This window comes from Mycobacterium sp. PDNC021 (genome assembly GCF_048282635.1).
Classification (GTDB): Bacteria; Actinomycetota; Actinomycetes; order Mycobacteriales; family Mycobacteriaceae; genus Mycobacterium; species Mycobacterium llatzerense.
Map to the genome: position 1 here is coordinate 2,264,497 of NZ_CP182502.1, position 26,115 is coordinate 2,290,611.

The window sequence follows — 26,115 nt, forward strand, 5'->3', positions numbered from 1 at the left end:
CCCCGGGTGCACTGTCGTACCCGGACGTTAGGGTTCTGCATCGTGATCGTCACCACCATCAACGTCAACGGCATCCGCGCTGCGGTCAAGGAACGTTCCGAGGAGAACCTCGGGCTGCTGCCGTGGCTGGCCGAGACCAAGTCCGATGTCATCTGCCTGCAAGAAACCCGGGCCGACGACGCACAGCTCGCCCAGGCCCTGGCGCCGGCGCTGGACGCCGGTTGGCAGCTGGCGTCGGCCGAGCCGCATGCGAAGGGCCGCAACGGGGTTGCGGTGCTGTCGCGCGCTCCGATCACCGCGGTCCGGGTGGGGCTGACCCCGGACTGTGAATTCGTCGCGCACGGGCGGTATTTGGAGGCCGACACCGACGGCGCCACGGTCGCCAGCGTCTACGTGCCCACGGGCGAGGCCGAGACCGACAAGCAGGTGGAGAAGGAGCGCTTCATGGTGGCGCTGGCCGCCCGCATGGCCGAGCTGAGCCGCAAGCGCCGCGACGTCGTGATCTGTGGCGACTGGAACATCTGCGCGACCGAGCTGGATCTGAAGGCGTGGAAGGCGAACGTCAAGAAGTCCGGGTTCCTGCCCAGCGAGCGGCAGTGGCTGGCCGAGTTGATGTCTGCCGGCTGGACCGACGTGGTGCGCGAGCTGCACCCCGACGTCGCCGGGCCGTACAGCTGGTGGTCCTGGCGCGGCAAGGCTTTCGACAACGACGCCGGGTGGCGCATCGACTACCACCTGGCCAACGCCAAGCTGGCGCCCAAAGCAGTTGCGGCGCGCGTGGAGCGGGCTGAAGCGTATGCGTTGCGCTGGTCCGACCACGCGCCGGTGACGGTCGAGTACAGCTGAATCGGCACCGTCGAGTTCCACCTCGCGGATGGCCACAGTCAGGCCATGCGGTCTGCGATATCAACGATGCTCTGGTCGGCTTAGCTCCGAACGGGCAGGGCCGATACCAGCGGGGTGTCCACTCCGATGCGACCAATGGTGCCGGCACCGCCGGGTGAGCCCAGCGGTGCGTCGCGTCCCGGGAGTACCTCGTCGAAGAATGCGGCATTGTCGGCGAGGTACGCGAGCTGGTCTTCGGGAAGATCGGCGTCGTAGTAGATCGCATCGACGCGGCAAATCAGCTTGCAGGCACCGCAATCCACGCATTCCCGCGGATTGATATAGAGCGCCCGATCGCCTTGGTAGATGCAGTCGACCGGGCACTCCTGTACGCAAGACATGTCTGCGACATCAACGCATTCTCGTCCGATAACGTAAGTCATACAACGCACGGTATCGATGACGTAGCACGTGACCTCAGTGGTCGAAAGTTACTGATACCAGGGCCGAAAGTCCCCAATCTGTTACTGGACAGCTTGGGTTGGCATCGTCAACAAAGCGGACATTGTCAGCTGGAGCTGACAGCGTCAGATCGCAAGTGTGGTAGGAGGCGCGACACGCCGATCGCGGCGCGTGACCGACGTCGGGTTCGCTGACGCGCTACTCGCTCCAAAGCGGGTCGCGGCCCAGATGGCGCAGCAGCCGATCGAAATCCGTTGCGCTATAGCCGGTCTGGGCCGGTCCGAACGGGGCATTGGGCATATTGCGGAAGTCGCCGTCGGGCACGGCCAGGGTCACGGGGAGGGCTACGGCGACGACGTCGTCGGGCGGCGTGAACGGGATGCCGAGACTGGCGGCGACGTCCCAACCATGCACGACGTAGTCGATCAGGTGGAAGCCGATTGCCATCTCCGCGGGCACCGACGTGCCGAGTTCCGGTAGCGCGAACTGGCTGTCGGGATCGGCGGCGGCGAACGCATCCAGCACATCGTGGGCTGCCGCGCCGTAGTCGCCGACGGGGTCGTGCGTGTCGCGAACGGGCGCCGGATCCCAAACTGCAAGGTCCTAGCCACCGCCGCGGACGGCGGCCGAGAATCCGCGGTGCTGGACGGTCATGTGAGCGAGAAGGTCGGCCAAATCCCAAGCAGCGCAGGGGGTTGGCCGCTTCAGATCGGAAGTGCCGATGGCCTTGACCGCGTTGACCGACGCGAGGATCGCGGCGCGATGGGCGCCGAGGAGATCGGCGGATAAAGTAGGCATGAACAGATCGTAAGCATACGCATACGATATGGCAATGCCTACGATGATCGGATGTCAGCCAAGCGCCCCGACCTCGCCGCGATGCTCGCACCGCTGCTGCGCGAGCTGATGGCCGCTGAGCAGCCCGTCTTGGACGAGCACGGCGTCTCGATGTGGGGTTACGTCGTGCTGCTGGCCCTCGACGAGACGCCGATGCGCTCACAGGCCGTGCTGGCTCAGTCGATCGGGGCCGACAAGACCCGCATCATCCGCACCCTCGACGATCTGCAGGACCGCGGCTACATCGAGCGGACCCCCGACCCCGATGACCGCCGGGTCCGGCTGCTGTCGATCACGCCTGCCGGACGCCGGCTCAAAGACGCGGTGCAGGCAGACATTCAGCGTGGCGAGGAGCACTGGCTCGGCGAATTGAGCGCCGAGGAGCGCCGAGTCTTCCTCAAGGTGCTGCAACGTCTGGCACCGACGCCCGAATGACCGCCAGCTCGCCACCGGTCATGACGGACGCCACCCGCAGGTCCGCGTCCAGCACCACCAGATCGGCGGCCCGGCCGGGCGCCAGGCACCCGACCCTGGCCCATCCCAACGCTTCGGCGGGCGTCGTTGCGGTCATCGCAGCCGCGGCGATCAACTCCGCGTCGGCGCCGGGGTTGTGTACAGCGGCACGAAAAACGCGATCCATCGTCGCGGTACTGCCCGCGATCGTCGACCGACCCCGAACCCGCGCCACCGCATTCTCGACTTCCACGTCGAGCGACCCGAGCCGGAAGGAGCCGTCCGGAAGTCCGGCGGCGGCCATGGCGTCGGTGATCAGGGCGATCCGTTCGGGACCAGCCGATGCGACAACGTGGCGGAACAGGGCGTCATGCACGTGGACACCGTCGGCGATCAGCTCGACAGTGACGCGGGGATCTTCCAGCAAGGCCATGGCCGGACCCGGGTCCCGATGGTGCAGCGGCCGCATGGCGTTGAACACGTGCGTCCCAACCGTGGCGCCCAGGTCGATGGCGGCCCGTGTCTGGTCATAGCTGGCATCGGTATGACCCACGGCGACAACAACTCCCGCTGCCGTCAGTCGTTCGACCGCCTTGAGGCCGCTGGGTAGTTCGGGCGCCACCGTGACCATCCGGATGGCGCCGTCGGCGGCCTCCAGCAGTGTGTCGATCTCGACGGGGTCCGGGTCACGCAACTGGCCGGCGTCGTGCGCGCCACAGCGGGCCGCACTGAGCCACGGCCCTTCGAGGTGAATACCGGCGATGACGCCGGCACGGGTCGCGGCGGTGAGGGCGCGCACTTGCGTGAGCAACTCGGCCGGCGTCGCGGTGACAAGGCTGGCGAGTGTGGTCGTGGTGCCGTGGCGGCGGTGAAACGCTGCCGCACGGCTGATTTCGTCCGCCACCGGCTCGGTGTACGACGCGCCCCCGCCACCGTGCACGTGAATGTCGACGAAGCCCGGCACCACGATCGCATCGGCGAAATCGTGGTCCGGCGGCCGGGGTGGGACGCCTGCCCCCACGTCGATGATCCGGCCCGCGGACGTCTCGACCCAGCCCGGCCGGTGCACCCCGCCGGGGGTCACGACCGCGCCCGCGGCGATCAGTGTCATAGCGTCTCCGTGACCTTCCGCAGGCCCCGTGGCTGGTCGGGGTCACCGCCGCGGGCGAGCGCCAGATGCAGCGCAAGCTGTTGCAGTGGAAGGATTTCCAGCAGCGGGGAGAGCTCGTCGCCGACGCCGCTGGGGAGCGCGATACCGCCGGCCAGTCCAGACAGTGCCGCGGGGGCTCCGACCCCGAAGACATCGGCGTTGCGCTCGGCCAGCCGTTCCAGCACTGGCGCCATGGCCTGCCCGCCGGCGCCCTCGGGAACCACCGCGAGCACCGGCACCTGTGGGTCGACGGTGGCGAGTGGTCCGTGCAGCAGATCGGCACCCGAAAATGCCTGTGCGGAAAGGTAAGACGTCTCCATCAGCTTGAGGGCGGCCTCGCGGGCGGTGGGGTAGGAGTAGCCGCGGGCGGTGGTGATGAGCCGTTGCGCGAACCGGTAGCGCTGCGCGACCTCGCGCACCAGGTCGCCGGAGGCGAGCACCTGCTCGCCGAGATTAGGCAGCGCGTCGACGCCATCGCCATTGCTGCCGAGCAGCAGTTGCAGTGCGAGCAACTCGGCGGTGTAGGACTTGGTCGCGGCCACCGACCGTTCGGCACCGGCCAGCACATCGATGTGAATCGCCGCTGCCGCAGCCAGATCCGACGCGGGGTTGTTGGTGACGGCGACCGTGAGCGCACCCTGCGCGCGGGCCACCTCGACCGAGCGCACCAGGTCAGGTGACCCGCCAGATTGGCTCACCGCGATGTACAGCACGTCGCGCAAGTCGGGTTGGGCGCCGTAGACCGTCATCGTCGACGGGGAGACCAGCCCAGCCGGTAGGCCATGTTTGATCTCGACCAGGTACTTCGCGTACAGCGCGGCGTGGTCGCTGGTGCCGCGCGCCACGAACAGCACGAATCGCGGTGCGGCCGCGGCGATCTGGTCGGCGGCGGCGCGGATGGGGGCACGGCCCTCTTCGAGCAGCCGGCGCCAGACCTGCGGCTGTTGCGCGATTTCGGCGGCCATCAGGTGGCCGTGGGACGTTTGATCGGGGCTCACTTCTTCTCCTTGTCGGGGTCACAATCCAGTAGTAGTCGTTGGGCGAGTTCGACGGCGCCGCGCACCGGGTCGACGGCCAGGACCCGCACATCGGTGAACTGCTGCTCGGTGAGGCGCTGCCGCACCACTTTCTGCAGGGCCGGTTGGTGGACCGCCAAGCCGCCGGCGAGCACCACCGGCCCGGTGAAATCCAGCCGGGTGCCGACGGCAAGGGCCAATTCGGCCAAGGCGGCTCCGGCTGCGTTGATGATCTGACGGCTCACCGCGTCACCGCCGCCGGCCAGTTCGAAGACCACGCGAGCCCGACCGGCCCAGTAGCGCCGGTCGGGTTGGTCGTAGAAGTGGTCCAGCAGCTGGCCCGGGAACTGCAACCCGCAGTCGGCCGCCAACTGCTGGCCCAGCCGGTCGGCCGGTGCGCCGCGATCGATCCGAGCCATGGTGCGCCGCACCGCTTCCCGCGCCACCCAATAGCCGCTGCCTTCGTCGCCGAGCAGGTAGCCCCAGCCGCCGGCGCGGCTCTGTTGCTCACCTCGGCGGCCGAAGGCGACAGATCCGGTGCCGGAGATGACGGCGATACCGTCGCGGACGCCGGCCGCGGCGAGGATGAGTTGGCTGTCGTGCACCACCCGGATGCGGGCGCAGCGCAGCCGCTGCGCCAGCAGGTCGCGCAACCGGGCTTCGCCGGCCGGCGTCTCGACCCCCGCCGCTCCCGCGCACACTGCCTGGATTCCCTTGGTGCCCAACCGGTCCAGGATGACATCCAGCTGGCGGCCCGCCTCTTCGGCACCGACCGACGAGATGTTGGCGCTGCCGGCCAGGGCCTCGGCGACGACGTGGCCGTTCTCCACCCGGACCGCCTGGGTCTTGGAACCGCCGATGTCGAGTCCAATTACGGCGCCGACGGTCATCGCTCGGACACCGCGTCAGCCTGCTCGGACGGCCAGGTGCCGCCGTTCTCCCAGAAGTGCCGGATCTCCTCGAGCTGACGGCCCTTGGTCTCCGGGGCGAAGCGGTACACGAAGACGAAGGCGAGCAGGGCGAGCACACCGAACACCATGAATGTGCCGGAGCCGCCGAGAGTTTGGAGCATGGTCAGGAAGAAGCCGGCGACGATGGCGTTGCCTACCAGGTCGGAGGTCAGCATCGCGCTGGACCCCATCGACCGCAGCTGCGACGGGAAGCTCTCCCCGGCATACACCCAGACCAGGGCGCCGAACCCGAAGGTGAAGCCGACGGTGAACAGCAGCACGCCGATGAAGCCGAGCGCGGTCAGCGCCCCACCGAAGTTCGATCCGGCCAGGAACACCCCGATGAGCAGCGCGTTGGCGGCGATCATCATGCCGATGCCACCGAGCAGGATCGGTCGTCGGCCGACCCGGTCGACCAGGACCAGTGAGACGAACACGGCGATCAGAGCGGCCACCTGCACGAGGGCGGGTAGGACCAGCAGCGCGAAGTTGCCGTGGAAACCCATGGCCTCGAACAGCTTCGGGCTGTAGTAGACGATGGCGTTGATGCCGGTGATCTGGATGAAGAAGCCGAGGACGACGACGAACACCGTGGCCCGCAGGTACGGCGGTCGCAGCATCTCGCGGAACGTGCCACCGCGTTCTTCGTGCAGCGCCCGGCCGATCTCGTCGATTTCGGCGTCGATGTCGGCGTCGGGCTCGACCATCGCCAGCGTGCGACGCGCTTCGTCGACTCGGCCCTTGAGCATGTACCACCGGGCGGTGTCCGGCATGCGTATCAGGACCACGGCCACCATCAGGGCCGGCACCGAAGCCAGACCGAGCATCCAGCGCCAGCTCCCGGAGTCGGCCAGCGAGTAGGCGGCGAGGTAGCCGATGATGATGCCGATGACCGTGGCCACTTGATAGGCCACCAGCAGTGATCCGCGAATGCTCGCGGGCGCTGATTCGGCGACGAACACCGGCACCACGACGACCGAGATGCCGATCGTCAGGCCGAGTAGCAGGCGGGCCGTCATCAGCATCGGCACCGATACCGACAACGCACACATCAACGCGAAGGCGGCGTAGGTGGTGGCGACCAGCACCATGGACTTCTTGCGGCCGATCTTGTTGGCCAGCCAGCCACCGATGATGGCCCCGGCGATCTCGCCGATCACCACCATGGTGGTGATCCACTGGACGCCCGCGGTGTCGAGATCGAATTCCTTGGGGATGAAGAGCATGGCGCCGGCGATGTTGGACAGGTCGTATCCGTAGATGACGCCGACGCTCGCTGCGGCGACCCCCACGAGTTGGCCCAGCTTCGACGTTTTTCGAGTCTCGGTAGTGCCCACGCGCGGAGTCCTATCGCTGGAGTGGAAATTGGTCTATACCAATTTGGTAGGTGCTAGATTGGCATATACCAATAAGGCCGTCAAGAGGTGAATTGAACCGATGTCTGAAGCAGCTGCTCCTACCCCCGCTGCGCCGCGGTACTTCCAGGTCAAGTTGGCTCTCGCGGATCTGATCGCCGAACTCGACCGAGGGATGTCGCTGCCACCCGAGCGTCAGCTCGCCGAACAACTCGGCACCTCCCGCACCACACTGCGCAAGGCGCTCGCCGAGCTGGCCGGCGAGGGGGTACTGCGCCGCACACAGGGCAGCGGGAACTACGTCGCACCACCCAAGGTCGTCCACGTGCGGCAGCTGTCGTCACTCACCGATGATCTGAAAGCCGAAGGGATGCAGGCTTCTTCGCAGATTCTGGGGCTCGAGCAGGTCCGAGCGGACAAGGCCGTCGCCGAACATCTGGAGATCGCGGCGGGGGAGCGGATCCGGCTCTTGACCCGGTTGCGTCTGGTCGACGGCGAACCGCTGGCGATCGAGGCAGCCCACCTACCCGGTGCGCTACCGCGGCTGGAGACGCGGCTGGCCGAGACTGGCTCGCTCTACGCGGCGCTGCGGGACTGTTACGGCCGCGGGGTGCACTCGGTGGAGGACACCGTCGAGACCGCGATGGCGACGCCGGATCAGGCCGAGCTGCTGCAGATCGCGACCGGGCAACCCTTGTTACTGGTCCACCGGACCAGTCGTGACAAGTCGGGGCAGGTCGTGGAATGGACCCGTTCGGTGTACCGGGGTGACCGGTTCCGCTTCGTCGCGCGGGCCTGATCGCCCCGGCTCCGCTTGCCCCATGGCCAGCCCCGGACAAAACCGGATGACAACAGTGCGAAAATCGAAGCCATCATGAGCAACAGCGGTGCAGGCGCGGACAAGCGCGTCGTCTTTTCCGGGGCACAGCCCACCTCCGACTCGCTTCACCTGGGTAATGCCCTGGGCGCGGTGCAGAACTGGGCCCACCTGCAGGACGGCTACGACGCGTTCTTCTGTGTCGTCGACCTGCATGCCATCACCGTCCCTCAGGACCCCGAGACTCTTCGGCGTCGGACGCTGGTGACCGCGGCGCAGTACCTGGCGCTCGGCATCGACCCCGCCCGCAGCACGGTGTTCGTGCAGAGCCACGTCGCCGAACACACCCAGCTGGCCTGGTTGCTGGGCTGCTTCACCGGCTTCGGTCAGGCGTCGCGCATGACGCAGTTCAAGGACAAGTCGCAGAAGCAGGGCGCCGACGCCACCACGATCGGCCTGTTCACCTATCCGGTGCTCATGGCCGCCGACATCCTGCTCTACGACACCGACCTGGTGCCCGTCGGTGAGGACCAGCGTCAGCACCTGGAACTGGCCCGCGACCTCGCCCAGCGGTTCAACGCGCGCTTCCCCGACACCTTCGTGGTGCCCGAGGCCATGATCCCCAAGGCCACCGCCAAGATCTACGACCTGCAGGACCCGACCGCGAAGATGAGCAAATCGGCGGCCACCGACGCCGGGCTGATCAACCTGCTCGACGATCCGGCCAAGAGCGCCAAGAAGATTCGCTCGGCCGTGACCGACAGTGAGCGCGAGATCCGATTCGACACCGAGGCCAAGCCGGGTATCTCCAACCTGCTGACCATCCAGTCGGCGGTCACCGGCACCGCCATCGACGCGCTGGTGGCCGGGTACGAAGGGCGCGGCTACGGCGACCTGAAGAAGGAAACCGCGGAAGCCGTCGTCGAGTACGTCACCCCGATCAAGAACCGGGTCGACGAGCTGCTGGCCGACCCCGCCGAACTGGAGTCGGTGCTGGCCGCCGGCGCCGAGCGCGCCGAGCAGGTGGCGTTCAAGACGCTGCAGCGCGTCAACGACCGCCTGGGCTTCCTGCCGCGGCTGCGCTGACGTCGCGGACGGCCGCGCCAGGACACTGGCGGCGTCGCGCACTAGGCTTTCCGGCAAACAAGGGGGTTTGCCAGAAATGACCGACTCGGATCAGCCGGGCCTGCTCGACCGACTGCGCCAGCGGCACCCGTGGCTGGATCGGATCATGCGGGCCCAGGACCGCTACCAGGAGTGCAACGGCGACTTCTATGCCGCCGGCATCACGTACTTCACGGTGTTCGCGCTGTTCCCGCTGCTCATGGTCGGTTTTGCGGCGGGTGGCTTCGTGCTGGCCTCACGCCCCGACCTGCTGGCCGAGCTGGAGGTGCACATCCGCTCGGCGGTCGCCGGTGACTTCGGAAATCAGCTGGTCGGGTTGATGGATTCCGCGGTGAAATCGCGCACCTCGGTCGGTGTCATCGGTCTGGCGACGGCGGCCTGGGCCGGTCTGGGCTGGATGGCCAATCTGCGTAAGGCGCTTACCGAGATGTGGGAGCAGCAGAGCGAACCTGACGGTTGGGTGGGCACCAAGCTGTCGGACCTGCTGGCATTGGTCTCGGCGTTCGTGGCGATCGTCCTCACCATCGCGCTGACCGCCCTCGGCGACACCGGGTTGATGACGACGGTCCTGCACTGGTTCGGCGTCGGGCATGTGCCAGGCCTCGGCGTGCTGCTGCGGGTGGCGTCGTTGGCGGTGTCGTTTCTCGTGGCCTGGTTGATGTTCACCTGGATCATCGCCCGGCTGCCCCGCGAGAAGGTCAACTTCCGCAGCTCGGCCCGTGCCGCCCTGATCGCCGCCGTGGGCTTCGAGCTCTTCAAACAGGTCGCGTCGATCTACCTGCGGACCGTCATGCACGGGCCGGCGGGCGCGACCTTCGGCCCCGTCCTGGGTCTGATGGTGTTCGCCTACATCACGGCACGGCTGATCCTGTTCTCGACGGCGTGGGCGGCGACGGCGCCGGAGACGATGGCGCTGGTCCCCGTGGCGCCGCCGGGGCCGACCACGATCGTCACCCGTTACCGCGAGCGCGAAGGCGTCGACGCCGGCAGCGTCGCGGTTGGTGCGGCCGTGGGTCTGCTTGGTGGGCTTGGTCTTTCGCGGTTGACCCGACGCCGGTAGGTGCTCAGCGCCGCAGCGGATTCGTGGCGATGAACTGCTCGGGCTTGTGTTCTGAGGCCCAGCGTTGCCAGCGCTCCCAGGCGTTCACAGAGCGTCGTTGCCAGGCCGCATCGACTGCCGGGCTGACCCGACGGGCGATCTCCAGCACGGTGATGAACGGCGCGCGGGCCAGTAGCAGCGTCAACCCCAGCCAGGGCGACGGCAGTCGGAATTGCTTGCGGTTCCAGGGCAGCATGAACAGTCGGGTGTAGCCGGACTGGATGTGCAGATGCAGTTTGGCGCGCCACCGCTGCAGCCCGGTCTGGTCCTGGCGCGGCGCGAAGGACGGGACGAACGACTCCACCAGTTCAGTGCCGGCCGCGCCGGAGTCATGCGACCGGGTGGCGTCGAACAGATACAGCATCCGCACCCCGTCGGCGACGGTCTTGGGGAACACCTCGGACTGCACCCCGACCAGGTGGCCGAGGTAGCGGTTGAAATGCATGGCCGCGCGGATTTCCTGCGGCGAAGTGAGGTAGCCCAGCGAGTACAGACCCAGCGCGGGGCCGACACTGCCGCCGAGCAGGGTCAGCATCATTTCGGCCTGGCTGATCGGCAGTCCCCAACGGGCGCTGTCCCATTCGGCGTTTTCCGCTACCCGGAGCCGGACGCTGACGTGCATCACCCGGACCTGCATCGAGATGCGTCGGCCCAGTGATCCAGGGGTGAGCGCCGCGCCGGGCCGGCACACCTCGATCCACCAGCGGGTGGTCTCCAGATAGCGGTTCAGTGCTGAAGCGCCGGCGTAGCCACCTGAGAGTGACAGCGGCACGGCCAACGAGCCCTCGGTATAGGTGTCGAGGGTGCCCGCATTGCCGATGGCGCCCAACGTGTAGCCCCAGCGGCGCCAGACCGCGGCGCCCTGCTCGATCAGTTCCGGGTTGACCCAGTCGGGGATCACTTCGAATTCGGCGAAGAGTTGCCGCATGGAATCCGGCGCTTCCGGCACCTGATCGACGCCGAGATCGAGCGCCTTGTTCAACAGCGCCCGGGATTGTTCGGGCCCGAGATCGCCCAGGAAGGTCTCGTCGACGAACCGCTCGGCAACCGGGTCGCCGGTGGTGAGCAGACGGGCGTAACCGTCGACGATCTCGTCGCCGGGGAACAGGTCGAAACGGGTGAATCGCTTGAGCGCGTTGCGAATCCGGGCGTGCGGGCCCGCCTCGCGTGCCTCCGGCCACCGGAATGCTGATGGTGCAGGCACGGTCCTCCTGTCGAGAGCTGCCGGGGTGGTGCGGTTCAGTGCAACGTAGGCATCCTGTTGACGCCCGTCAAGTTCGTGATCACCGTGCTCGCCGAGCGGCTCATTGCTCAGTAATGGTGTATATGCAACAATGGTGGCATGGTCAGTGCCTCAGTCGACGAGATCGCCGGCAACTGTTTGGCGGTCCGCGTCCGGCTGCTCGGCCGGGCGGTGACGAGCCTGTACGACCATGCCCTTGAAGGCCATGGCGTCAGCATCGCGCAAGTCAATCTCATGGCGGCACTGGGGAAGGCGGGCCCCTGCTCGCCGGCGCGAATCGGCGAGGTGCTGCAGCTGGAACGGTCGACCGTCAGTCGCAACCTGGGTCTGTTGATGAAGCACGGCTGGGTGGAGGCGGTATCCGCGAATGCCAAGGGGGTGCGTGAGGTTGCGCTGACCTCATCGGGCCGCAAGAAGATCGAGGCCGTGATGCCGGAATGGCGACGGGCGCAAAGCGAGGCCGCCGACCTCCTGGGGGTCGGCGGCGTCAAGGCGGTCCGGGCCCTCGCTACCAGCGTCGGTCTGTCACCCGGCGGCTAGCGGCTGGTTCGGGCCGGCCGTCGTCGATGTCCCCAAATGTTGTATATACACCAATAGAAGGAGCTGCAATGTCATCACATGCCACTTCGAAGATCTTCATGATCGGAGCGACGGGGGCCCAGGGCCTCCCCGTTGCCCGCGCCCTCGTGGCCGACGGGAAGTACTCCGTTCGATTTCTCACTCGTGACGCCACGAGTGCGCGGGCAAACTCGTTGCTCCAACTCGGCAACGTCTCGGCGCTCGAAGGCACCTTCACCGACGAAACCGTTCTGCGAGAAGGGTTTCGCGGATGTGATGGTGCGTTCATCAATATCGACGGATTCAATACCGGTGAGAAGACCGAGATGTACTGGGCGATCCGGGCCTACGAGATCGCCGTAGAAGAAGGCATCAAATTCTTCGTCTACGGAAACCTCGACTACGGGCTCAAGAAGGCCGGCTACAACTCCAGTTACCGCGTCGGCCACTACGACGGCAAGGGGCGCATCGCCGAATGGGTCCTGCTCCAGAATCAGAGCAATGCGGATCGGATGGGCGCGGCGATCTTCACTTCGGGCCCCTACATCGAGATGGCGATCTCGCCCTTGACCCCCATGGCGCCCAGTGTGGAGGACGGTGTGGTCACCTGGCGGGTGCCGCTCGGCGACGGTGCGGTGCCCCATGTCTCACTTGAAGATTGCGGCTACTACGTCCGGTGGCTCTTCGACAACACCGAGCGGTCCTGCGGCATGGACCTCGAGGTGGCCATCGACCACATGTCGTATCACGAACTTGCCCGGGCGTTCGAAACGGTTACCGGGCGTCCTGCCCGATACGTCGACACCGACGTGGACACCTACTGGCGGGGGCCGCTCGGCGGCGTCGCCGACAGCCCCGCCGGATACAACGCAGACCCGAATGATCCGAGCACCATGACATTTCGCCAAAATTTCACCGGATTTTGGAATCTGTGGAAAGACGGAATCGTCAAGCGGGATTACGCCCTGTTGGACGAAATCCACCCGAACCGGATTCGCACCGCCGAACAGTGGTTCCGGAGTGAGGACGAACTGGGCAGGGAGGCAGGGAAGGGCAGCCTCTGGGAGCGGGTGCAACCCGAGAACTGGAGTCTGGACGCGGCCGTGCTGAAGAGCAGTCAAGACTTGCGTACCGGAAAGCTCTGATCAGCCCTGCCCTCAGCAGCCGTCAGGGCACACGATGTCGACGAGGGCCGACGGTGTACCACCTTCCAGCTTGCGGACACCGCCGACCGAACAGGCCGTCAGCGGGGCCGTGGGTGTCTGGTTGACCTGGACCAGATAGCCCTCGGCGCGCAGGTCGTTGATCACCCCTTCGGCCGACGGCGACGCTGATGCCGGCGGCGCTTGAAACATCACGACGGCAGCCACCGCAGCCAGCCCTGATCCGACGAGTACCGCTTTCATGTCAGCCCTTTTCCTCGGCGGTCGATCGCCGGCGCACCAGCGTCATGATCGACCAGCGGTTGGAATATCCCTGTCCGACAAGCACGCCCACGCTCAACAGCGCCATGATCGGATACTGGGCGATGAGCTGATCGGAACTCCAGTAGACCGCGAGCAATCCCGCCGATACGACGGCGGACAGCGTCGTGCACACACCCAGTACCAAGACCAGGCCCAGCGCGACCTCGGTCAGCGGCGTCATGACACCGGCCAGGTCCGCAGTCGGCCGGAGCAGGTGCTCGGCGATGAACCGAAAGTATTCCGGCACACGCGAATTTGCCGACGCCCCGTCGACGACGAGCAGGATGTCCGCGCGCCCGAAGTGGGCGCGCAACTTGACGTAGCCCTCGTGGAGCCACAGCAGTCCCAGCCCGACCCGGACCGCGCCGAAGAGTATCGACGCGGCCAGGTCGGCGCGGTTGCGCGTGGTAAATGCGCGGGTGGTCATCAGATCAGACATCACATGAGTGAGGCAGCGCCGAAGACTGCCTTCGCCTTGTCGCAGTGGATCACGACGGTGGTGTAGCCCATCGTGTCGATGCCGGACAGCGAGAACGACTGCGTCGCCTGGTCGAACTTGATGGCGGAGACCTGCTTGCCTGCCGCGACGTCGGACTCCGCGGACCCCTTCGTCAGATACACGTGCAGGTCCGGGCCCTCATCCGAGGAGAAGTCGGCGAACTCGAGATTCGAGCCGGTGACCGTCGCCGTGCCGCCGACGTGCTTGCCATTCAGGCCGGTGAAGTGGCCCACGCGCGCGGCGGAGCTCGCGGTGCTCATCGCGGAGGGCATCGCGGAGGTCATTGCGGAACTGGCGGGGCTGGAAGGACCAGCCGACTTCATCTCATTCGCACCGCACGCGGTGAGTGTCAGAGCGAACGCCGCAGCTGCTGCGGCCGCGATCGGCTTGATGACCATGTGGATCTCCTTCGACTGTGCTGGGGTGCCGATCACCCCGTCGCAGATGAAGCTAGGGAGCGCGCGGGCCGTGCTCGACAAACATTTCAGAACCGTAAGAACCGAACTACCGCTCCATTGGCTGTCTAGGCTCGACACCATGAGAGGTGCGATATGGATGCGCCCGTGACTTCCGACGACGGCGGCGGAGCGCACGTCATGCTGGTCGAAGACGACCGGCGGGTGCGTACCGCGGTGGCGGCGTACCTGCGCGCCAAAGGTTTTCGGATAGACGAATACGCCGACGGGGAGACCGCGCGGGAAGCGGTGCAACGTTCCACGCCCGACGTGCTCGTCCTCGATCGCATGCTGCCCGGCTTGTCCGGTGACGACCTGCTGCGCGAGATTCGTAGTCGCTCGGATGTTCCGGTGATCATGCTCACCGCCCTCGGAGCGAGCGGGCACCGAATCGATGGCCTCGAACTCGGCGCCGACGACTATCTGGCGAAGCCATTCGCGTTGCGCGAACTGCAACTACGTATTGCAAAACTGTTGCGGCACAAGGTCTCTCAGCAGTCGCCGCTCGCGCCGTTCGTCGTCGGCCGATTCCGCATCGACCCGACCATGCGCCGGATCACCTGCGGTGGTGCCGATGTCGAATTGACCGGGCGCGAATACGAACTCTTGCTCTTTCTGCTCAAGAACCCCGACCGGGTGATTTCCCGCGACGAGATGCTGCGCGACGTGTGGGGCTGGAGTGCCGGTGATGCGTCGACGGTGACCGTGCACATCCGGCGGTTGCGCGAGAAGATCGAAGCCGATCCGCGTGATCCCGTCTATCTTCGCACCGAGTGGGGCACGGGATACCGTTTCACGCCGTCGGGGAGGTCGTCATGATCGTCGGCGCCGCGGATCTCGTCGTCATCGCGGTGACCGCCCTGATCTGCACGGCGGTGGCGACGGGTGTGGCCGTCCTTGCCATGCAGCTGAACCGGCGGGGATCCGTCGGTACGCAGGTGTCGGTGTTGATCGGCGCGACGATCGTCGCCATCGTCGCGTCCACCGTGGCGATCTCGGTCGAGATGTACCTGTCACCGCATGATCTGCAGGTGCTGCTGTCCGTGGTGGCCATCTCCGCGCTGATGGCGGCCCTCGCCGCCGGGTTCATGCTGCGCCGGTTGCGCCGGTCCCTGGCCCGACTGCAGCATGCCGCGCAACGAATGGGAAGCGGCGAAGTCGTCACGGCTGACGTCGATGGCTCCAGGGAATTCGCCGAACTGTCCAGTCAACTGGCGCAGTCATCCGCGCAGCTGGCCGCGGCACGCGCCGAAGTCGAGCAGCTCGACGCGTCACGTCGCCAGCTGGTGGCCTGGGTTTCGCATGATCTGCGGACGCCGCTGGCCGGGATGCGGGCGATGGCCGAAGCGCTCGAGGAAGGCGTGGTCGACGAGCCGGCTGATTACATCCGTCAGATCCGCGATCAGGTGGACGCGGTCAACGGCATGGTCGACGGGCTGTTCGAGTTGTCCAAGATTCAGAGCGGCATGCTCAAGCTCAGCAAGGAACCGGTGGTGCTCCTGGACCTCGTGTCCGATGTCGTCTCCGACATGCGGGCGCTCGCGGCCACCCGTGGCATCACCATCACGCACGCGGAAATGACCGACCAGGTGCTGTACGCCGACCCCGGCGAGCTTTCCCGCGTGGTGGCGAACCTATTGGTCAACAGCATTCGACACGCACCGGAGAATTCCGAGATACAGGTCTCGGCGCACCGCCTCGACGGCGACCGGATCGTACTCACGGTGCTCGATCAAGGCCCTGGCGTGCAGTCGCACGACCTCGGCCGGATGTTCGACATGGGCTGGCGCGGTTCTGCGGCTCGCACCCCGGAGGACGGCGGCGCGGGCGCTGGGATCGGTTTGGCCATCGTGCGGGGCATCGTCGAAGCGCACGGCGGGCAGGTTTCCGCGGCCCACGTGCCCGGGGGATTTCGGCTGGACGTGACGCTGCCGACGGCCTGATCGTCAGGCGCCGGCTGGGTCCTATCGAGACATGGACGACTTCGGATTGCGCGCCCGCCGATCCGGCTCGGCCGAGATGGCCGGGTCGAGTTCGACGCCGGCCTCATCGAGCCGTTGCCGTAACAACAACCAGGTCTGAGTCACGAGTCGGTCAATGAGTTCATCCCGTGTCTCGTGCGGGTGATCAAGCCACCATTGGATGGATGCGTCGATCAGACCGTGCACTGACACGATGAAACCGTCTGCGGCGTCACGCTGCTCGTAGAACGCGGGCACGTAATTCTGGCCGGCTGCGGCGATCTCGAAGGCGAAACCACTCTGATCGCCGCCGGCCGGACTGATGGTGCGGGCATACCGCCGGGCGACGAGGAATCGGAACAGATTCGGGTGCTCGTGGGCCCAGGAGACGTGGTGCACGATCGGTCCACGGATCGCTTCGAGCGGCGTGGCGTGCTCGCGGATTCCAGCCCGGATTCGCGCCTTGTGTTCCCGGTACAAGGCGAGGGTTATCTCGCGATCGAGTTCCTCTTTGCTGGCGAAGTGCCGATAGATGTGGGTGCGATTGAGACCGGCGCGCGCGGCGAAATCCCCGGTACTGGCTGTCGGACCGCATTCCTCGATGGCTTCGATGGCAGCCGTGATGATCTCGCGTCGACGTTGCTCACCACTGTCGCCCCGACGCGCGGTGCGCCGGGCGTGCAAACTGTCCGTTTTGCCGTCCGCAGATGCCACGCGAGCAGCGTATCGGTCGCCGGGCCTTGTCATGGTCAGTGTTTGGGTACATGCTGTACCCAAACACTGGGTACAGCATGTACCCATAGACTTTTCTCGGGAGAACAATGTCCAACTACCGGTCCAGCTGGCTCGATGACGACCTCGACGCGCTGCGCGATCTCGCTCGCAACTTCTGCGAGAAAGAACTGCAGCCCAATGCTGAACGGTTCGCCGAACAACACCAGGTCGATCGCGAACTGTGGAACATCGCCGGCGATCTGGGTCTGCTGTGCATGTCGATCCCAGAGGAGTACGGCGGCGGGGGAGGCACATTCGCCCATGAAGCGGTGCTCATGGAAGAGCAAGCCCGCGTCGGTGACTCCGCTTGGGGTGGCAGTTTGCACAGCGGCATCGTTGCCCACTACCTGCTGGCCTACGGCAGCGAGGAGCAGAAGAAGCACTGGCTGCCGAAGATGGCCTCCGGCGAGGTGGTCGGCGCCATTGCGATGACAGAACCCGGCACCGGATCGGATCTGCAGAGCGTCAAGGCTCGCGCCGTGCGGGACGGTGACGAGTACGTGATCAACGGCGCGAAGACATTCATCACCAACGGCCAGCAGGCCGATCTGATCATCGTCGTGGTCAAGACCGATACCTCCGCGGCGGCATCGGGCATTTCGTTGGTGTTGGTCGAGGCGGATCGGGCCGGTTTCCGCCGCGGCCGGGCGCTGAGCAAGATCGGTCAGAAGGGGCAGGACACCTCCGAGCTGTTCTTCGAAGACGTGCGGGTGCCGGTCACCAATCTGCTCGGCAGCGAAGAGGGCCAGGGGTTCATTCAGCTGATGCAGCAGTTGCCGCAGGAACGGCTGATCATCGCCGTCACCGGTGTGGCCGGCATGGAATCGGCGGTCGAGCAGACCGTCGCGTACACCAAGGAGCGGGAGGCATTCGGCAAGCCGATTTTCGCGTTCCAGAATACCAAGTTCAAACTCGCCGAGGTGGCCACCGAGGCGCATATCGCGCGCGTGTTCGTCGACAGCTGCATCAGTCGACACCTGAAGGGCGAGTTGGATATTCAGACGGTCGCCATGGCCAAGTGGTGGATCAGCGACCGTGGCGTCGCGGTGGCTGACGAGTGCCTGCAGCTGTTCGGAGGGTACGGCTACATGACCGAGTACCCGATTTCGCGCATGTGGGTCGACGCCCGGGTGCAGAAGATCTACGCGGGTACCAACGAGATCATGAAGGAGATCATCGCCCGGACACTGTGATCCGTTGGCCGCTGCTGGTCCGTCAACAGGCCGGGCCGGGTATCCGGGCTCCCGGCGATGTGACCGTCAGGCGCCGGCTGAGCCCGCGGTCAGCACGCGGGGTCCGAGTTGGTGCGCCAGTTCCAGCGCCAGTTCCATGGCCAACCGGCGTTCGCCCGGCTGGTACCCCAGCAGTTCGCTCGCGCGTGCCACCCGCTGCAGGACGGTGTTGCGGTGCGTATGCAGCCGGGTCGCGGCGCGCGGCGCGTTCTCGGCCTCGTCGAGGAAGACCCGCAAGGTGTCACGCAGCCGGGCCGCCGCCGACGTGTCCTCGGCGAGGGGGCCCAGCGCCGCGCCGACGAATTCGGCTGCGCGGTTGGTGTTTTGGGCTGCCAGGGCGGTGACCTCGAGATCGCGGAAGAGAGCAACCCGCGCGCCGCCGGGGTGCCCGGCGAGCAGGCTCTGAATCGACAACGCTGCCTCGTGGGAGCGGCGGAAGCCGGTGATGCCCGGCTGCGTTGGGCCTACGGCGACGCGAATGTGGTTCTGCGCCTGCTCGATTGCCTCCGGTAACGCGTCGAGAGCCGGCTCGGAGCTGCTGCCCAGCCACGCCCACAACGTCGACGGTCCGACCGACAGCGTCAACGGCGGGCGGGTGCCTGCGGCCCGCGCCAGCACTGCCGCGGCCGACTCGAGTGCGCCCTGCACATCACCGTGCGGTGGCGTCCACAGCACCAGCGCGGTGTGGCGCTGACGTAGGTCGTAGCCCAGGCGTTCGCCGGCCCGTGTGGCGTCGATCGCCGCGCCGTCGAGGATGAGCCGGATGGTTTCGGCGCGGCGGGCGATGGCGCCACCGAGCACCTCTTCGCGTTCGCGCTGCGCCGCGGCGATGACGCTGCCGACTACGTGGTCGACGTACTCGAACATGCGGCCCGACGCCACCTCCAGCAGTTCGAACAACAGCGGGCCGGCAGGCACCAGCTGAGCGGCGTGCCGCATGTAGTGACTCCACGCGACGTTCTGCCCCCGCCGGTAAGACTGGAAGATCACGTCCAGGTCCATGCCTCGCCGGGCCACCGTGCGGGCGACATCGAGGGCCTCGGGCGGGATGTCGATGGGTACCGTCTTGGCTTCACGGCGGGCGAACATCGTCAACACGCGCAGGGCGTTGGCGCGGTTACTCGCCGAAGTATCGGCCATCACCGCGGCATCGGACCCGGCGGCGGGAGAGAGCTCGACCTCGGCTGCGTCCATCTCGGCGACCAGATCGTCGAGTTCGCCCAGCATCAGTTCGGCGACATCGCCCATGAGATTGATGACCTCAGGTGATGGTGTCGTGGCGGCCACCATCGAAGTATGCGCTCGCACATATCGCAAGGCGAGTACTGGGCCGTCGCACCTGTCACGTGTCCGGCGGCGTCCATAGCGTGAGTGCCATCACACAAAGAGCACTTCCATCCGTCAGGAGCCACACAGTGTCAGTTACCTCAGCCACCTCAGCGCAGCGGTCGGAGACGCGGGACGTCGACGTGTTGATCATCGGGGCCGGGATTTCCGGTATCGGCGCGGCCTACCACCTCAAGACGCGACGCCCCGGCACGTCATTCCTGGTCATCGAGGGCCGGGATGCCATCGGCGGCACCTGGAGCCTGCACAAGTATCCTGGCGTCCGCTCGGACTCGGACATGCCCACCTTCGGGTTCGGCTTCAAGCCGTGGACACACCGCAAGTCGATCGCCGACGGCCACATCATCCTGGACTACCTGCAGCAGACCGTCGACGAGAACGGGATCGACGAGCAGATCCGGTTCGGCCACCGCGTACAGAACGCGAACTTCGACTCCGACAGTGGACGCTGGATCGTGACCACCACACACGGAGACGAGACGACGACGTTCACCGGTCGCTTCCTCTTCCTCGGCACCGGGTACTACGACTACGAGAAGCCGTTCATCCCCAACTTCCCCGGCAAGGACGACTTCGAGGGTCCGGTGATCCATCCGCAGCTGTGGCCGGAAGACCTGGACTACGTCGGCAAGAAGGTCGTCGTGATCGGCAGCGGCGCAACGGCGGTCACCTTGATCCCGTCCATGGCCGACAAAGCCGGCCACATCACCATGCTGCAGCGGTCGCCGAGTTACGTGCTGTCGGTGCCGGCGGCCGACCCGATCACCAACGCGCTGAACAAGGTACTGGGGCATGAGCGTGCCTTCCCGATCGTGCGGCGCAAGAACATCGCGACAGGCCGCGGGCTGTACAAGCTCTGCACGAAATACCCCAAGCTGATGCGAAAGTTGTTGATCGCCAACGTCGCCCGGCAGTTGCCCAAGGGCTTCGACGTCGATACGCACTTCACGCCGCGCTACAACCCGTGGGAGCAGCGCCTGGCCATGGTGCCCGACGGTGACCTGTTCAAGGCGGTCAGGTCCGGCAAGGCGTCGGTGGTCACCGACCAGATCGAGCGGTTCACCGAGCGCGGCATCCTGCTGCAGTCGGGCCAGGAACTCGAAGCCGACATCATCGTCACCGCAACGGGTTTGAACATGTCCGCCTTCGGAAAGATCGCGCTGAGCGTTGACGATCAGGTACTCAACATGCCCGATCACTCGGTGTACAAGGCGATGATGGTCTCCGACGTCCCCAACTTGGCGTTCGCGATGGGCTACACCAACCTGGCCTGGACACTCAAGGTCGACCTGGTCTGCGAGCACTTGTGCCGCTTGCTGGACCACATGGACGCGGGCGGACACGACATCGTCGTCCCGGTGCCGGAGAACCCGGACATGGAACGCGGTCCGCTGCTGGACCTGGCGTCGGGCTATGTCCAGCGGGGCATCGAGCAGTTCCCCCGCAGCGGCGACAGCGGCTCTTGGCTGGTCAAGCAGGCCTACGAGATGGATGCCGAGCGCCTGAGCAATGGCCCCATCGAGGACCCAGGCCTGCGGTTCTCGTCGGTCAAGACCGTCGCGTACGCCTCGTAGGGAGCGATCATCCATGAAGCAGCTCTACTTCTTCAGTCACGGAGTGCGTTGCGCGGCTTGGCATCTGCCCGCCGCCACGGATGCGCTGGCGGGTGAGTCCGGCCGCCCGTGTGTGGTGATGGCGCACGGCTTCAGCGGCACCAAGGACACGGCGTTACTGCGCTTCGCCGAGCCGTTCACCGAGGCGGGGCTGGACGTGCTGGTCTTCGACTACCGAGGTTTCGGTGAGTCCGAAGGTGTTCCCCGGCAGGATGTTTCGGTTCGCCGTCAGCGGCAGGACTACCACGCCGCCGTCGCCGCGGCGCGGCACCTGCCCGGGGTGGACCCGGAGCGGATCGTGTTGTGGGGCACGTCCTACGCCGGCGGCCATGTCATCGCCGTCGCGGCCGGCGACCAGCGCATCGCGGCCGTCATCTCGATGAATCCGGCAGTCGACGGCGTGGCCACACTGACCCACCTGGTGCGCAACTGCGGTGCCGGCTATCTGGTGCGTGCCAGCGCGAATGCCGTCCGGGACGTGGTGGGCACGGCCATCGGGCGGCCGGCCCACATGGTGCCGGTGGTCGGCGGATCGTCGGCAGTTATCGCAACCTCCGGTTCCGAAGAGGCCTGGCTTCCCGTGGCCGGACCCACGTGGCGTAACGAGGTCCGCGGCAGGCACGCCCTCGGGGTCGCGTTCAACCGTCCGATCAGGAAAGCCGGCAAGCTGACATGCCCGATCCTGGTGCAGCCCGGCACCGGCGACCGCATCGCTCCGGCGGCCGCTGCCCGCAAGGCGGCGCGTCGCGCCGGCTACTGGGCGCAGTTGCGCGAGTACCCGGCAGACCATCTCGACTTCTACGACGGCCCTTGGCAGCAGCGGGTCCTGGCCGACCAGCTTGCCTTCCTCAAACGTGATCTGGCGCCCGCGCAGGGACATCAGCAAGGGAATCTGCGCCAAACCCATTCAGCCTGAACGTAATACACCACCGAAAGAGACATGGACATGAAGACCACCGCGGCTGTACTCCTGGAACCGGGCAAGCCCTTCGAGATCATGGAGCTCGACCTCGACGGGCCCGGGCCCGGTGAAGTGTTGATCAATTACACCGCCGCCGGGCTGTGCCATTCGGATCTGCACCTGTCCGACGGTGATCTGCCACCCCGCTATCCCATCGTCGGTGGGCACGAGGGCGCCGGCATCATCGAGGACGTCGGCCCCGGCGTCACCAAGGTCAAGCCCGGCGACCACGTCGTGTGTAGCTTCATTCCGAGCTGTGGCCATTGCCGGTACTGCTCGACCGGTCGGCAGGCCCTCTGCGACATGGGCGCCACCATTCTCGAGGGCTCCATGCCCGACGGCTCGTTCCGATTCCACCAGGGCGGTACGGATTTCGGCGCCATGTGCATGCTGGGCACGTTCGCCAAGAAGGCCACCATCTCGCAGCACTCGGTGGTCAAGGTTGACGACTGGCTGCCGCTGGAGACCGCGGTCCTGGTGGGCTGCGGCGTCCCGACCGGATGGGGCGGTGCCACCTATGCGGGCAACGTACGGCCGGGCGACATCACCGTCGTGTACGGCATCGGCGGCATCGGCATCAACGCCGTCCAGGGTGCCGCGCACGCCGGCGCGAAATACATTGTGGCAGTGGACCCGGTGGCGTTCAAACGCGATACGGCGCTGAAATTCGGTGCGACACATGTCTTTGCGAGCGCCGAGGCCGCGGCCGAGAAGATCAACGAACTCTCCTGGGGACAGGGCGCCGACCAGGCCATCATCTGCGTCGGAACAGTCGACGAGGACGTCGTCACATCCGCGTTTCACGCCATCGGCAAGGGCGGGACGGTCGTCGTCATCGGTATGGCCAATCCCGAGAAGCTGACGATTCATGTCTCGGGCCTGGAGCTGACCCTGTTCGAGAAGACCATTCGCGGCTCGTTGTTCGGCTCGGCCAACCCGCAGTACGACATCATCCGGCTGCTCCGGCTCTACAACGACGGCCAGCTCCAGCTCGACGACCTGGTGACCACGAAGTACACCCTCGAAGAGGTCAACCAGGGCTACCAGGACCTCCGGGAAGGCAAGAACATTCGCGGGATCATCGTGCACTGACCATTCCTGCAGGTAGGTTGCCATTGTGATCCCGCAATGGCAGATCGGACCGGTGCAGGTGCCGGTACACGGTTTGTTCGTGGGGCTGGGCGTGCTGGCCGCCGTGATCGTGTTCGTCCACGAGGCGCGCCGCCGCGGCGCGGTGAACGAACAGTCGCTGGTGGCCGTCACCGGTGCCCTCGTCGGCGGGGCGATCGGGATGCGCCTGTCAGGCTTGGCGCGCCACCTCGATTTCAGCGCCAACCCGACCGCCGCGCAGGCGTGGGAGTACGGCTCCAAGAGCATCATCGGTGGGCTGCTCGGCGCCTACGTGGGCGTGCTGATCGCCAAACGTCTCGGCGGGTATCGGGGTAAGACGGGAGATCTGTTCGCCCCGGCGGTCGCATTGGGGATGGCGGTCGGCAGAATCGGCTGCCTGCTGACCGAGGCGCCCGGCCGACCGACGACGCTGCCGTGGGGCGTGCACGCCCCGGTGAGCACCCCTGAATGTCCGGGTTGCCTGGCCGGGCTGGCCATGCACCCGTCGTTTGTGTACGAAATCGTGTTCCAGTTGGCGGCTTTCGCCGTGCTCATGTGGCTGCGGCCCCGTATCACCCATCCCGGCGAGTTGTTCGTCATCTACGCGGCGGCCTACGCGGTGTTCCGTTTCTTCGTGGAGTTCGTGCGTGCCAACGAGACGGTGTGGCTGGATCTCACCCGGCCCCAATGGGTCTTGCTGCCGTCCCTGGCGCTCTTGGGTTTTCGGGTGTGGCGTGGCTATCGCCGTGGCTACTACCGGATTTCGTCTGCAGACAGGGAGGACGACCGTGTCCCAGCCGCCAATTGAGTATCCGGACGATGAGCCCGGCGATGGCGTTCCGCCCGGTCAGAATCCGCAGTATCCCCAGTACCCGCAATACCCCCAGTATCCGCCGCAGTATCCGCAATACCCGCCGCAGTATCCGCAGTACGGCTATCCGCCGCCGAAGCCCAACTCGGTGTCGGTCGGCGCCGCGATCGGCGGGGTTTTCATGTTTCCGGTGTTGAACTTCGGTATCGGGATCGTCACGGTGATGCTTTCGGACCAGGGGAAGATGACGGTGGGGTTGGGCGCCGCGCTGCTGGCTCTGGTCACCTTCGGTGCTGGGTTTGCGCTGTGGAAGTCGGGCAGCCCTGTGCCCAAAGGGCTCGGTCTCGGCTTGATGATCGGCTGGGCGCTCACCTCGATCCTGACTGTCGGCTTCTGCACCGGCCTGAACCCCACGATGTACACATGACGTCGGGGATGGGGCTGCGCGGCGACCGGATACTGCGCTACGTGACGGCGTACTGCCCGCGTTGCCACCACGAGGTGCCGGAACGGCCACTGGCCGACGTCGCGCGCCTGGCCGGCCGGCTGGTCGAGCGCGACGAACGGGTGTGGCTGGAGCGAGGCTGCCCGACGCATGGACTGGTGAGCACGCTGTACGACGAGAGCCCCGAGATTCTGTCGTACCTGGAGGAGTGGACCGCACCGACCAAGTCGCACACCCCTGATGTGGCAGGCAATTTCGATCCGATCCCTTCCGCGTATCTGCGCGGGTTACCGGAGATGCAGACCCAGCACACCTGCATTCTGCTCGAAGACATCGCCGAGGCCTGCAACCTGCGGTGCCCTACCTGCTTCACCGATTCGTCTCCCGATCTGCGCAATGTGGTGCCAGTGGCCGAGGTGCTCGCGAACATCGACCTACGGCTGGCCCGGGAGAACGGGCGACTGGATGTGCTGATGCTCTCCGGCGGAGAACCCACCCTGCATCCCCATCTGGCCGAATTGCTCGACGAACTAACCAGCCGGCCCATCACGCGAATTCTGATCAACACCAACGGGGTTCGGATCGCCACCGACGACAGCCTGCTGGAGCTGATCAGCTCACACCGCCACCGGGTCGAGGTGTATCTGCAGTACGACGGGCTGTCCGAGACGGCCCACCGGCACCATCGCGGAGGTGACCTCCGGAGGCTGAAAAAGCAGGTGTTGCAGCGGCTTTCGGAACATCAGATCTTCACGACATTGGTGATGGCCGCAGCGCTGGGCGTCAACGACAACGAGATCGGCGACATGGTCCAGCTGGCGCTCGATACCCCGTATGTCGGCGGCATCACCATCCAGCCGCAGTTCGGCTCGGGGCGCTCGGGGAGCCTGGACGCGCTCGATCGGCTGACCCACACCGGCGTGCTGAGCCGGCTCGGCCCGCAGACCGATGGCCTGGTGACCTGGCGTGACCTCACCGCGCTGCCCTGCTCGCACCCGCACTGCTGCTCGGTCGGCTACGTGTTGCGCGACGACTCCGGGCAATGGCGGTCGCTGGTCTCGCTGATCGGCCACGACGTCCTCAAGGACCGAATCGGGTTGGTGTCCAACAGAATTGCCGACAGCGAGCTGCCGCACGAACTGCAACTCGCGGTACGGGAATCGCTACTTGGCCTGTTGTCCGAGCAGTCGTCGCTGTCGCACCCCGGGATCGGCGATGTCTGGCGAACCATCTGCCAGAACTGCGATCTGGGCATGCCGACCCTGCTGGCCCTCGCCTCGTCGGCGCTGCCCGGCGGAAAGAACCGCGTGCGGAAGCTGTTGGGGGAAAGGGTGGTTCGCATCACGGTCAAGCCGTTCATGGACATCTCGACCATGATCGAAGAGCGTCTGGTGCAGTGCTGCGTGCACGTCGGAACCCGCTCCAGCCAGGACCAGTGCGCGCCGTTCTGCGCGGTGCAGGCGTGGCCTGCCCTTGGGAGACAACGGATGTCCATCGCAGCGGGTCGCGACTTGGGACGGGCATTGCCGCTGTCGGTGATCTGAGGGCTAG

At 66.3% G+C, this 26,115-nt stretch carries 27 protein-coding genes and 1 pseudogene; 16 read left to right on the forward strand and 12 right to left on the reverse strand.

Annotation, left to right across the window (positions count from 1 at the left end; all coding sequences use genetic code 11):
- Positions 1–42: 42 nt before the first annotated feature.
- Positions 43–846, forward strand: coding sequence for an exodeoxyribonuclease III (locus ACNO8X_RS10620; protein WP_418005246.1), 804 nt, complete (start codon positions 43–45; stop codon positions 844–846).
- An 80-nt stretch (positions 847–926) separates the two neighbouring features.
- On the opposite strand, the gene fdxA is transcribed toward ACNO8X_RS10620, so the two are convergent.
- Positions 927–1,268 (reverse strand): ferredoxin, encoded by a 342-nt coding sequence (gene fdxA / locus ACNO8X_RS10625; protein ID WP_418005247.1) that lies wholly within the window; start codon positions 1,266–1,268, stop codon positions 927–929.
- A 217-nt stretch (positions 1,269–1,485) separates the two neighbouring features.
- Positions 1,486–2,085 (reverse strand): annotated as a pseudogene (locus ACNO8X_RS10630) (TIGR03086 family metal-binding protein).
- A 51-nt stretch (positions 2,086–2,136) separates the two neighbouring features.
- Here ACNO8X_RS10630 and ACNO8X_RS10635 point away from each other — a divergent pair.
- Positions 2,137–2,559 (forward strand): MarR family winged helix-turn-helix transcriptional regulator, encoded by a 423-nt coding sequence (locus ACNO8X_RS10635; RefSeq protein WP_418005248.1) that lies wholly within the window; start codon positions 2,137–2,139, stop codon positions 2,557–2,559.
- Here the strand turns inward: ACNO8X_RS10635 and nagA are convergent.
- From nagA to ACNO8X_RS10655, 4 genes are read right to left on the reverse strand one after another with little or no spacing between them, the layout of a single operon-like run.
- Positions 2,522–3,688, reverse strand: a complete 1,167-nt coding sequence (gene nagA, locus ACNO8X_RS10640; protein WP_418005249.1) for an N-acetylglucosamine-6-phosphate deacetylase — start codon at positions 3,686–3,688, stop codon at positions 2,522–2,524. The two genes, ACNO8X_RS10635 and nagA, sit on opposite strands and share 38 nt — an antisense overlap.
- A complete protein-coding gene (locus tag ACNO8X_RS10645) occupies positions 3,685–4,692 on the reverse strand; it encodes an SIS domain-containing protein (RefSeq protein WP_418005852.1) in 1,008 nt (335 codons plus the stop codon). The genes nagA and ACNO8X_RS10645 overlap by 4 nt, the downstream gene beginning before the upstream one ends.
- Positions 4,693–4,721: 29 nt before the next feature.
- A complete protein-coding gene (locus ACNO8X_RS10650; RefSeq protein WP_418005250.1) occupies positions 4,722–5,633 on the reverse strand; it encodes an N-acetylglucosamine kinase in 912 nt (303 codons plus the stop codon).
- Positions 5,630–7,030 carry a sugar porter family MFS transporter gene (locus ACNO8X_RS10655; protein ID WP_418005251.1) on the reverse strand — a complete coding sequence of 467 codons (1,401 nt, stop codon included), beginning with the start codon at positions 7,028–7,030 and terminating at the stop codon, positions 5,630–5,632. The genes ACNO8X_RS10650 and ACNO8X_RS10655 overlap by 4 nt, the downstream gene beginning before the upstream one ends.
- A 100-nt stretch (positions 7,031–7,130) precedes the next feature.
- Here ACNO8X_RS10655 and ACNO8X_RS10660 point away from each other — a divergent pair, with 100 nt between their 5' ends.
- The 3 genes from ACNO8X_RS10660 to yhjD all read left to right on the forward strand — a co-directional run bounded on the left by ACNO8X_RS10660 (position 7,131) and on the right by yhjD (position 10,050).
- Positions 7,131–7,847 carry a GntR family transcriptional regulator gene (locus ACNO8X_RS10660; protein ID WP_418005252.1) on the forward strand — a complete coding sequence of 239 codons (717 nt, stop codon included), beginning with the start codon at positions 7,131–7,133 and terminating at the stop codon, positions 7,845–7,847.
- A gap of 75 nt (positions 7,848–7,922) precedes the next feature.
- Positions 7,923–8,951 carry a tryptophan--tRNA ligase gene (trpS, locus tag ACNO8X_RS10665; RefSeq protein ID WP_133759829.1) on the forward strand — a complete coding sequence of 343 codons (1,029 nt, stop codon included), beginning with the start codon at positions 7,923–7,925 and terminating at the stop codon, positions 8,949–8,951.
- 76 nt (positions 8,952–9,027) lie between these two features.
- Entirely contained in the window at positions 9,028–10,050 is a 1,023-nt protein-coding gene (gene yhjD, locus ACNO8X_RS10670) for an inner membrane protein YhjD (RefSeq protein ID WP_418005253.1), read from the forward strand.
- A gap of 4 nt (positions 10,051–10,054) precedes the next feature.
- Here yhjD and ACNO8X_RS10675 read toward each other — a convergent pair whose 3' ends face one another.
- The gene (locus ACNO8X_RS10675) at positions 10,055–11,293 is read right to left on the reverse strand and encodes an oxygenase MpaB family protein (protein WP_418005254.1); all 1,239 of its coding nucleotides are present in this window, start codon (positions 11,291–11,293) and stop codon (positions 10,055–10,057) included.
- A gap of 138 nt (positions 11,294–11,431) precedes the next feature.
- Here ACNO8X_RS10675 and ACNO8X_RS10680 point away from each other — a divergent pair, with 138 nt between their 5' ends.
- Positions 11,432–11,872 carry a MarR family winged helix-turn-helix transcriptional regulator gene (locus ACNO8X_RS10680; protein WP_418005255.1) on the forward strand — a complete coding sequence of 147 codons (441 nt, stop codon included), beginning with the start codon at positions 11,432–11,434 and terminating at the stop codon, positions 11,870–11,872.
- Between the two features lie 68 nt (positions 11,873–11,940).
- On the forward strand, positions 11,941–13,035 hold the full coding sequence (locus ACNO8X_RS10685) for an NmrA family NAD(P)-binding protein (RefSeq protein ID WP_418005256.1): 1,095 nt from the start codon (positions 11,941–11,943) through the stop codon (positions 13,033–13,035).
- Between the two features lie 12 nt (positions 13,036–13,047).
- Here ACNO8X_RS10685 and ACNO8X_RS10690 read toward each other — a convergent pair whose 3' ends face one another.
- From ACNO8X_RS10690 to ACNO8X_RS10700, 3 genes are read right to left on the reverse strand one after another with little or no spacing between them, the layout of a single operon-like run.
- Entirely contained in the window at positions 13,048–13,296 is a 249-nt protein-coding gene (locus tag ACNO8X_RS10690) for a hypothetical protein (RefSeq protein WP_418005257.1), read from the reverse strand.
- 1 nt (position 13,297) lies between these two features.
- The gene (locus ACNO8X_RS10695; RefSeq protein ID WP_418005258.1) at positions 13,298–13,795 is read right to left on the reverse strand and encodes a DoxX family membrane protein; all 498 of its coding nucleotides are present in this window, start codon (positions 13,793–13,795) and stop codon (positions 13,298–13,300) included.
- Complete coding sequence (locus tag ACNO8X_RS10700) at positions 13,795–14,253, reverse strand: DM13 domain-containing protein (RefSeq protein ID WP_418005259.1); 459 nt, start codon at positions 14,251–14,253, stop codon at positions 13,795–13,797. The genes ACNO8X_RS10695 and ACNO8X_RS10700 overlap by 1 nt, the downstream gene beginning before the upstream one ends.
- A gap of 153 nt (positions 14,254–14,406) precedes the next feature.
- Here ACNO8X_RS10700 and ACNO8X_RS10705 point away from each other — a divergent pair, with 153 nt between their 5' ends.
- The gene (locus ACNO8X_RS10705; RefSeq protein ID WP_418005260.1) at positions 14,407–15,129 is read left to right on the forward strand and encodes a response regulator transcription factor; all 723 of its coding nucleotides are present in this window, start codon (positions 14,407–14,409) and stop codon (positions 15,127–15,129) included.
- Positions 15,126–16,253: a sensor histidine kinase gene (locus tag ACNO8X_RS10710; RefSeq protein ID WP_418005261.1), complete on the forward strand. Its 1,128-nt coding sequence runs from the start codon at positions 15,126–15,128 to the stop codon at positions 16,251–16,253. Before ACNO8X_RS10705 ends, ACNO8X_RS10710 begins: the two co-directional genes overlap by 4 nt.
- Before the next feature lie 21 nt (positions 16,254–16,274).
- Here the strand turns inward: ACNO8X_RS10710 and ACNO8X_RS10715 are convergent, their stop codons facing one another.
- The gene (locus ACNO8X_RS10715) at positions 16,275–16,985 is read right to left on the reverse strand and encodes a TetR/AcrR family transcriptional regulator (RefSeq protein ID WP_418005262.1); all 711 of its coding nucleotides are present in this window, start codon (positions 16,983–16,985) and stop codon (positions 16,275–16,277) included.
- Between the two features lie 107 nt (positions 16,986–17,092).
- Here ACNO8X_RS10715 and ACNO8X_RS10720 point away from each other — a divergent pair, with 107 nt between their 5' ends.
- The gene (locus ACNO8X_RS10720) at positions 17,093–18,238 is read left to right on the forward strand and encodes an acyl-CoA dehydrogenase family protein (RefSeq protein WP_418005263.1); all 1,146 of its coding nucleotides are present in this window, start codon (positions 17,093–17,095) and stop codon (positions 18,236–18,238) included.
- Positions 18,239–18,304: 66 nt separating this feature from the next.
- Here ACNO8X_RS10720 and ACNO8X_RS10725 read toward each other — a convergent pair whose 3' ends face one another.
- Positions 18,305–19,567: a PucR family transcriptional regulator gene (locus ACNO8X_RS10725; RefSeq protein ID WP_418005264.1), complete on the reverse strand. Its 1,263-nt coding sequence runs from the start codon at positions 19,565–19,567 to the stop codon at positions 18,305–18,307.
- Positions 19,568–19,692: 125 nt separating this feature from the next.
- On the opposite strand from ACNO8X_RS10725, the gene ACNO8X_RS10730 reads away from it, so the two are divergent.
- Genes ACNO8X_RS10730 through ACNO8X_RS10755 form a run of 6 tightly spaced genes read left to right on the forward strand, consistent with a single transcriptional unit; the run spans position 19,693 to position 26,108 of the window.
- On the forward strand, positions 19,693–21,198 hold the full coding sequence (locus ACNO8X_RS10730) for a flavin-containing monooxygenase (protein WP_418005265.1): 1,506 nt from the start codon (positions 19,693–19,695) through the stop codon (positions 21,196–21,198).
- A 13-nt stretch (positions 21,199–21,211) separates the two neighbouring features.
- The gene (locus tag ACNO8X_RS10735) at positions 21,212–22,153 is read left to right on the forward strand and encodes an alpha/beta hydrolase (RefSeq protein WP_418005266.1); all 942 of its coding nucleotides are present in this window, start codon (positions 21,212–21,214) and stop codon (positions 22,151–22,153) included.
- Between the two features lie 30 nt (positions 22,154–22,183).
- Positions 22,184–23,290: an NDMA-dependent alcohol dehydrogenase gene (locus tag ACNO8X_RS10740; protein ID WP_418005267.1), complete on the forward strand. Its 1,107-nt coding sequence runs from the start codon at positions 22,184–22,186 to the stop codon at positions 23,288–23,290.
- 25 nt (positions 23,291–23,315) lie between these two features.
- Positions 23,316–24,116, forward strand: a complete 801-nt coding sequence (locus tag ACNO8X_RS10745; RefSeq protein WP_418005268.1) for a prolipoprotein diacylglyceryl transferase — start codon at positions 23,316–23,318, stop codon at positions 24,114–24,116.
- Entirely contained in the window at positions 24,097–24,546 is a 450-nt protein-coding gene (locus ACNO8X_RS10750; protein WP_418005269.1) for a hypothetical protein, read from the forward strand. Before ACNO8X_RS10745 ends, ACNO8X_RS10750 begins: the two co-directional genes overlap by 20 nt.
- On the forward strand, positions 24,543–26,108 hold the full coding sequence (locus ACNO8X_RS10755) for a radical SAM protein (RefSeq protein WP_418005270.1): 1,566 nt from the start codon (positions 24,543–24,545) through the stop codon (positions 26,106–26,108). Before ACNO8X_RS10750 ends, ACNO8X_RS10755 begins: the two co-directional genes overlap by 4 nt.
- The last annotated feature ends 7 nt before the right edge of the window (positions 26,109–26,115 follow it).

Coding starts and splice junctions, on each gene's coding strand:
- fdxA (WP_418005247.1), bottom strand. CDS start 1,268: ATGACTTACGTTATCGGACGAGAATGCGTTGATGTCGCAGACATGTCT.
- ACNO8X_RS10635 (WP_418005248.1), top strand. CDS start 2,137: ATGTCAGCCAAGCGCCCCGACCTCGCCGCGATGCTCGCACCGCTGCTG.
- nagA (WP_418005249.1), bottom strand. CDS start 3,688: ATGACACTGATCGCCGCGGGCGCGGTCGTGACCCCCGGCGGGGTGCAC.
- ACNO8X_RS10645 (WP_418005852.1), bottom strand. CDS start 4,692: ATGGCCGCCGAAATCGCGCAACAGCCGCAGGTCTGGCGCCGGCTGCTC.
- ACNO8X_RS10650 (WP_418005250.1), bottom strand. CDS start 5,633: ATGACCGTCGGCGCCGTAATTGGACTCGACATCGGCGGTTCCAAGACC.
- ACNO8X_RS10660 (WP_418005252.1), top strand. CDS start 7,131: ATGTCTGAAGCAGCTGCTCCTACCCCCGCTGCGCCGCGGTACTTCCAG.
- trpS (WP_133759829.1), top strand. CDS start 7,923: ATGAGCAACAGCGGTGCAGGCGCGGACAAGCGCGTCGTCTTTTCCGGG.
- yhjD (WP_418005253.1), top strand. CDS start 9,028: ATGACCGACTCGGATCAGCCGGGCCTGCTCGACCGACTGCGCCAGCGG.
- ACNO8X_RS10680 (WP_418005255.1), top strand. CDS start 11,432: ATGGTCAGTGCCTCAGTCGACGAGATCGCCGGCAACTGTTTGGCGGTC.
- ACNO8X_RS10685 (WP_418005256.1), top strand. CDS start 11,941: ATGTCATCACATGCCACTTCGAAGATCTTCATGATCGGAGCGACGGGG.
- ACNO8X_RS10690 (WP_418005257.1), bottom strand. CDS start 13,296: ATGAAAGCGGTACTCGTCGGATCAGGGCTGGCTGCGGTGGCTGCCGTC.
- ACNO8X_RS10695 (WP_418005258.1), bottom strand. CDS start 13,795: ATGTCTGATCTGATGACCACCCGCGCATTTACCACGCGCAACCGCGCC.
- ACNO8X_RS10700 (WP_418005259.1), bottom strand. CDS start 14,253: ATGGTCATCAAGCCGATCGCGGCCGCAGCAGCTGCGGCGTTCGCTCTG.
- ACNO8X_RS10705 (WP_418005260.1), top strand. CDS start 14,407: ATGGATGCGCCCGTGACTTCCGACGACGGCGGCGGAGCGCACGTCATG.
- ACNO8X_RS10710 (WP_418005261.1), top strand. CDS start 15,126: ATGATCGTCGGCGCCGCGGATCTCGTCGTCATCGCGGTGACCGCCCTG.
- ACNO8X_RS10720 (WP_418005263.1), top strand. CDS start 17,093: ATGTCCAACTACCGGTCCAGCTGGCTCGATGACGACCTCGACGCGCTG.
- ACNO8X_RS10725 (WP_418005264.1), bottom strand. CDS start 19,567: ATGGTGGCCGCCACGACACCATCACCTGAGGTCATCAATCTCATGGGC.
- ACNO8X_RS10735 (WP_418005266.1), top strand. CDS start 21,212: ATGAAGCAGCTCTACTTCTTCAGTCACGGAGTGCGTTGCGCGGCTTGG.
- ACNO8X_RS10740 (WP_418005267.1), top strand. CDS start 22,184: ATGAAGACCACCGCGGCTGTACTCCTGGAACCGGGCAAGCCCTTCGAG.
- ACNO8X_RS10755 (WP_418005270.1), top strand. CDS start 24,543: ATGACGTCGGGGATGGGGCTGCGCGGCGACCGGATACTGCGCTACGTG.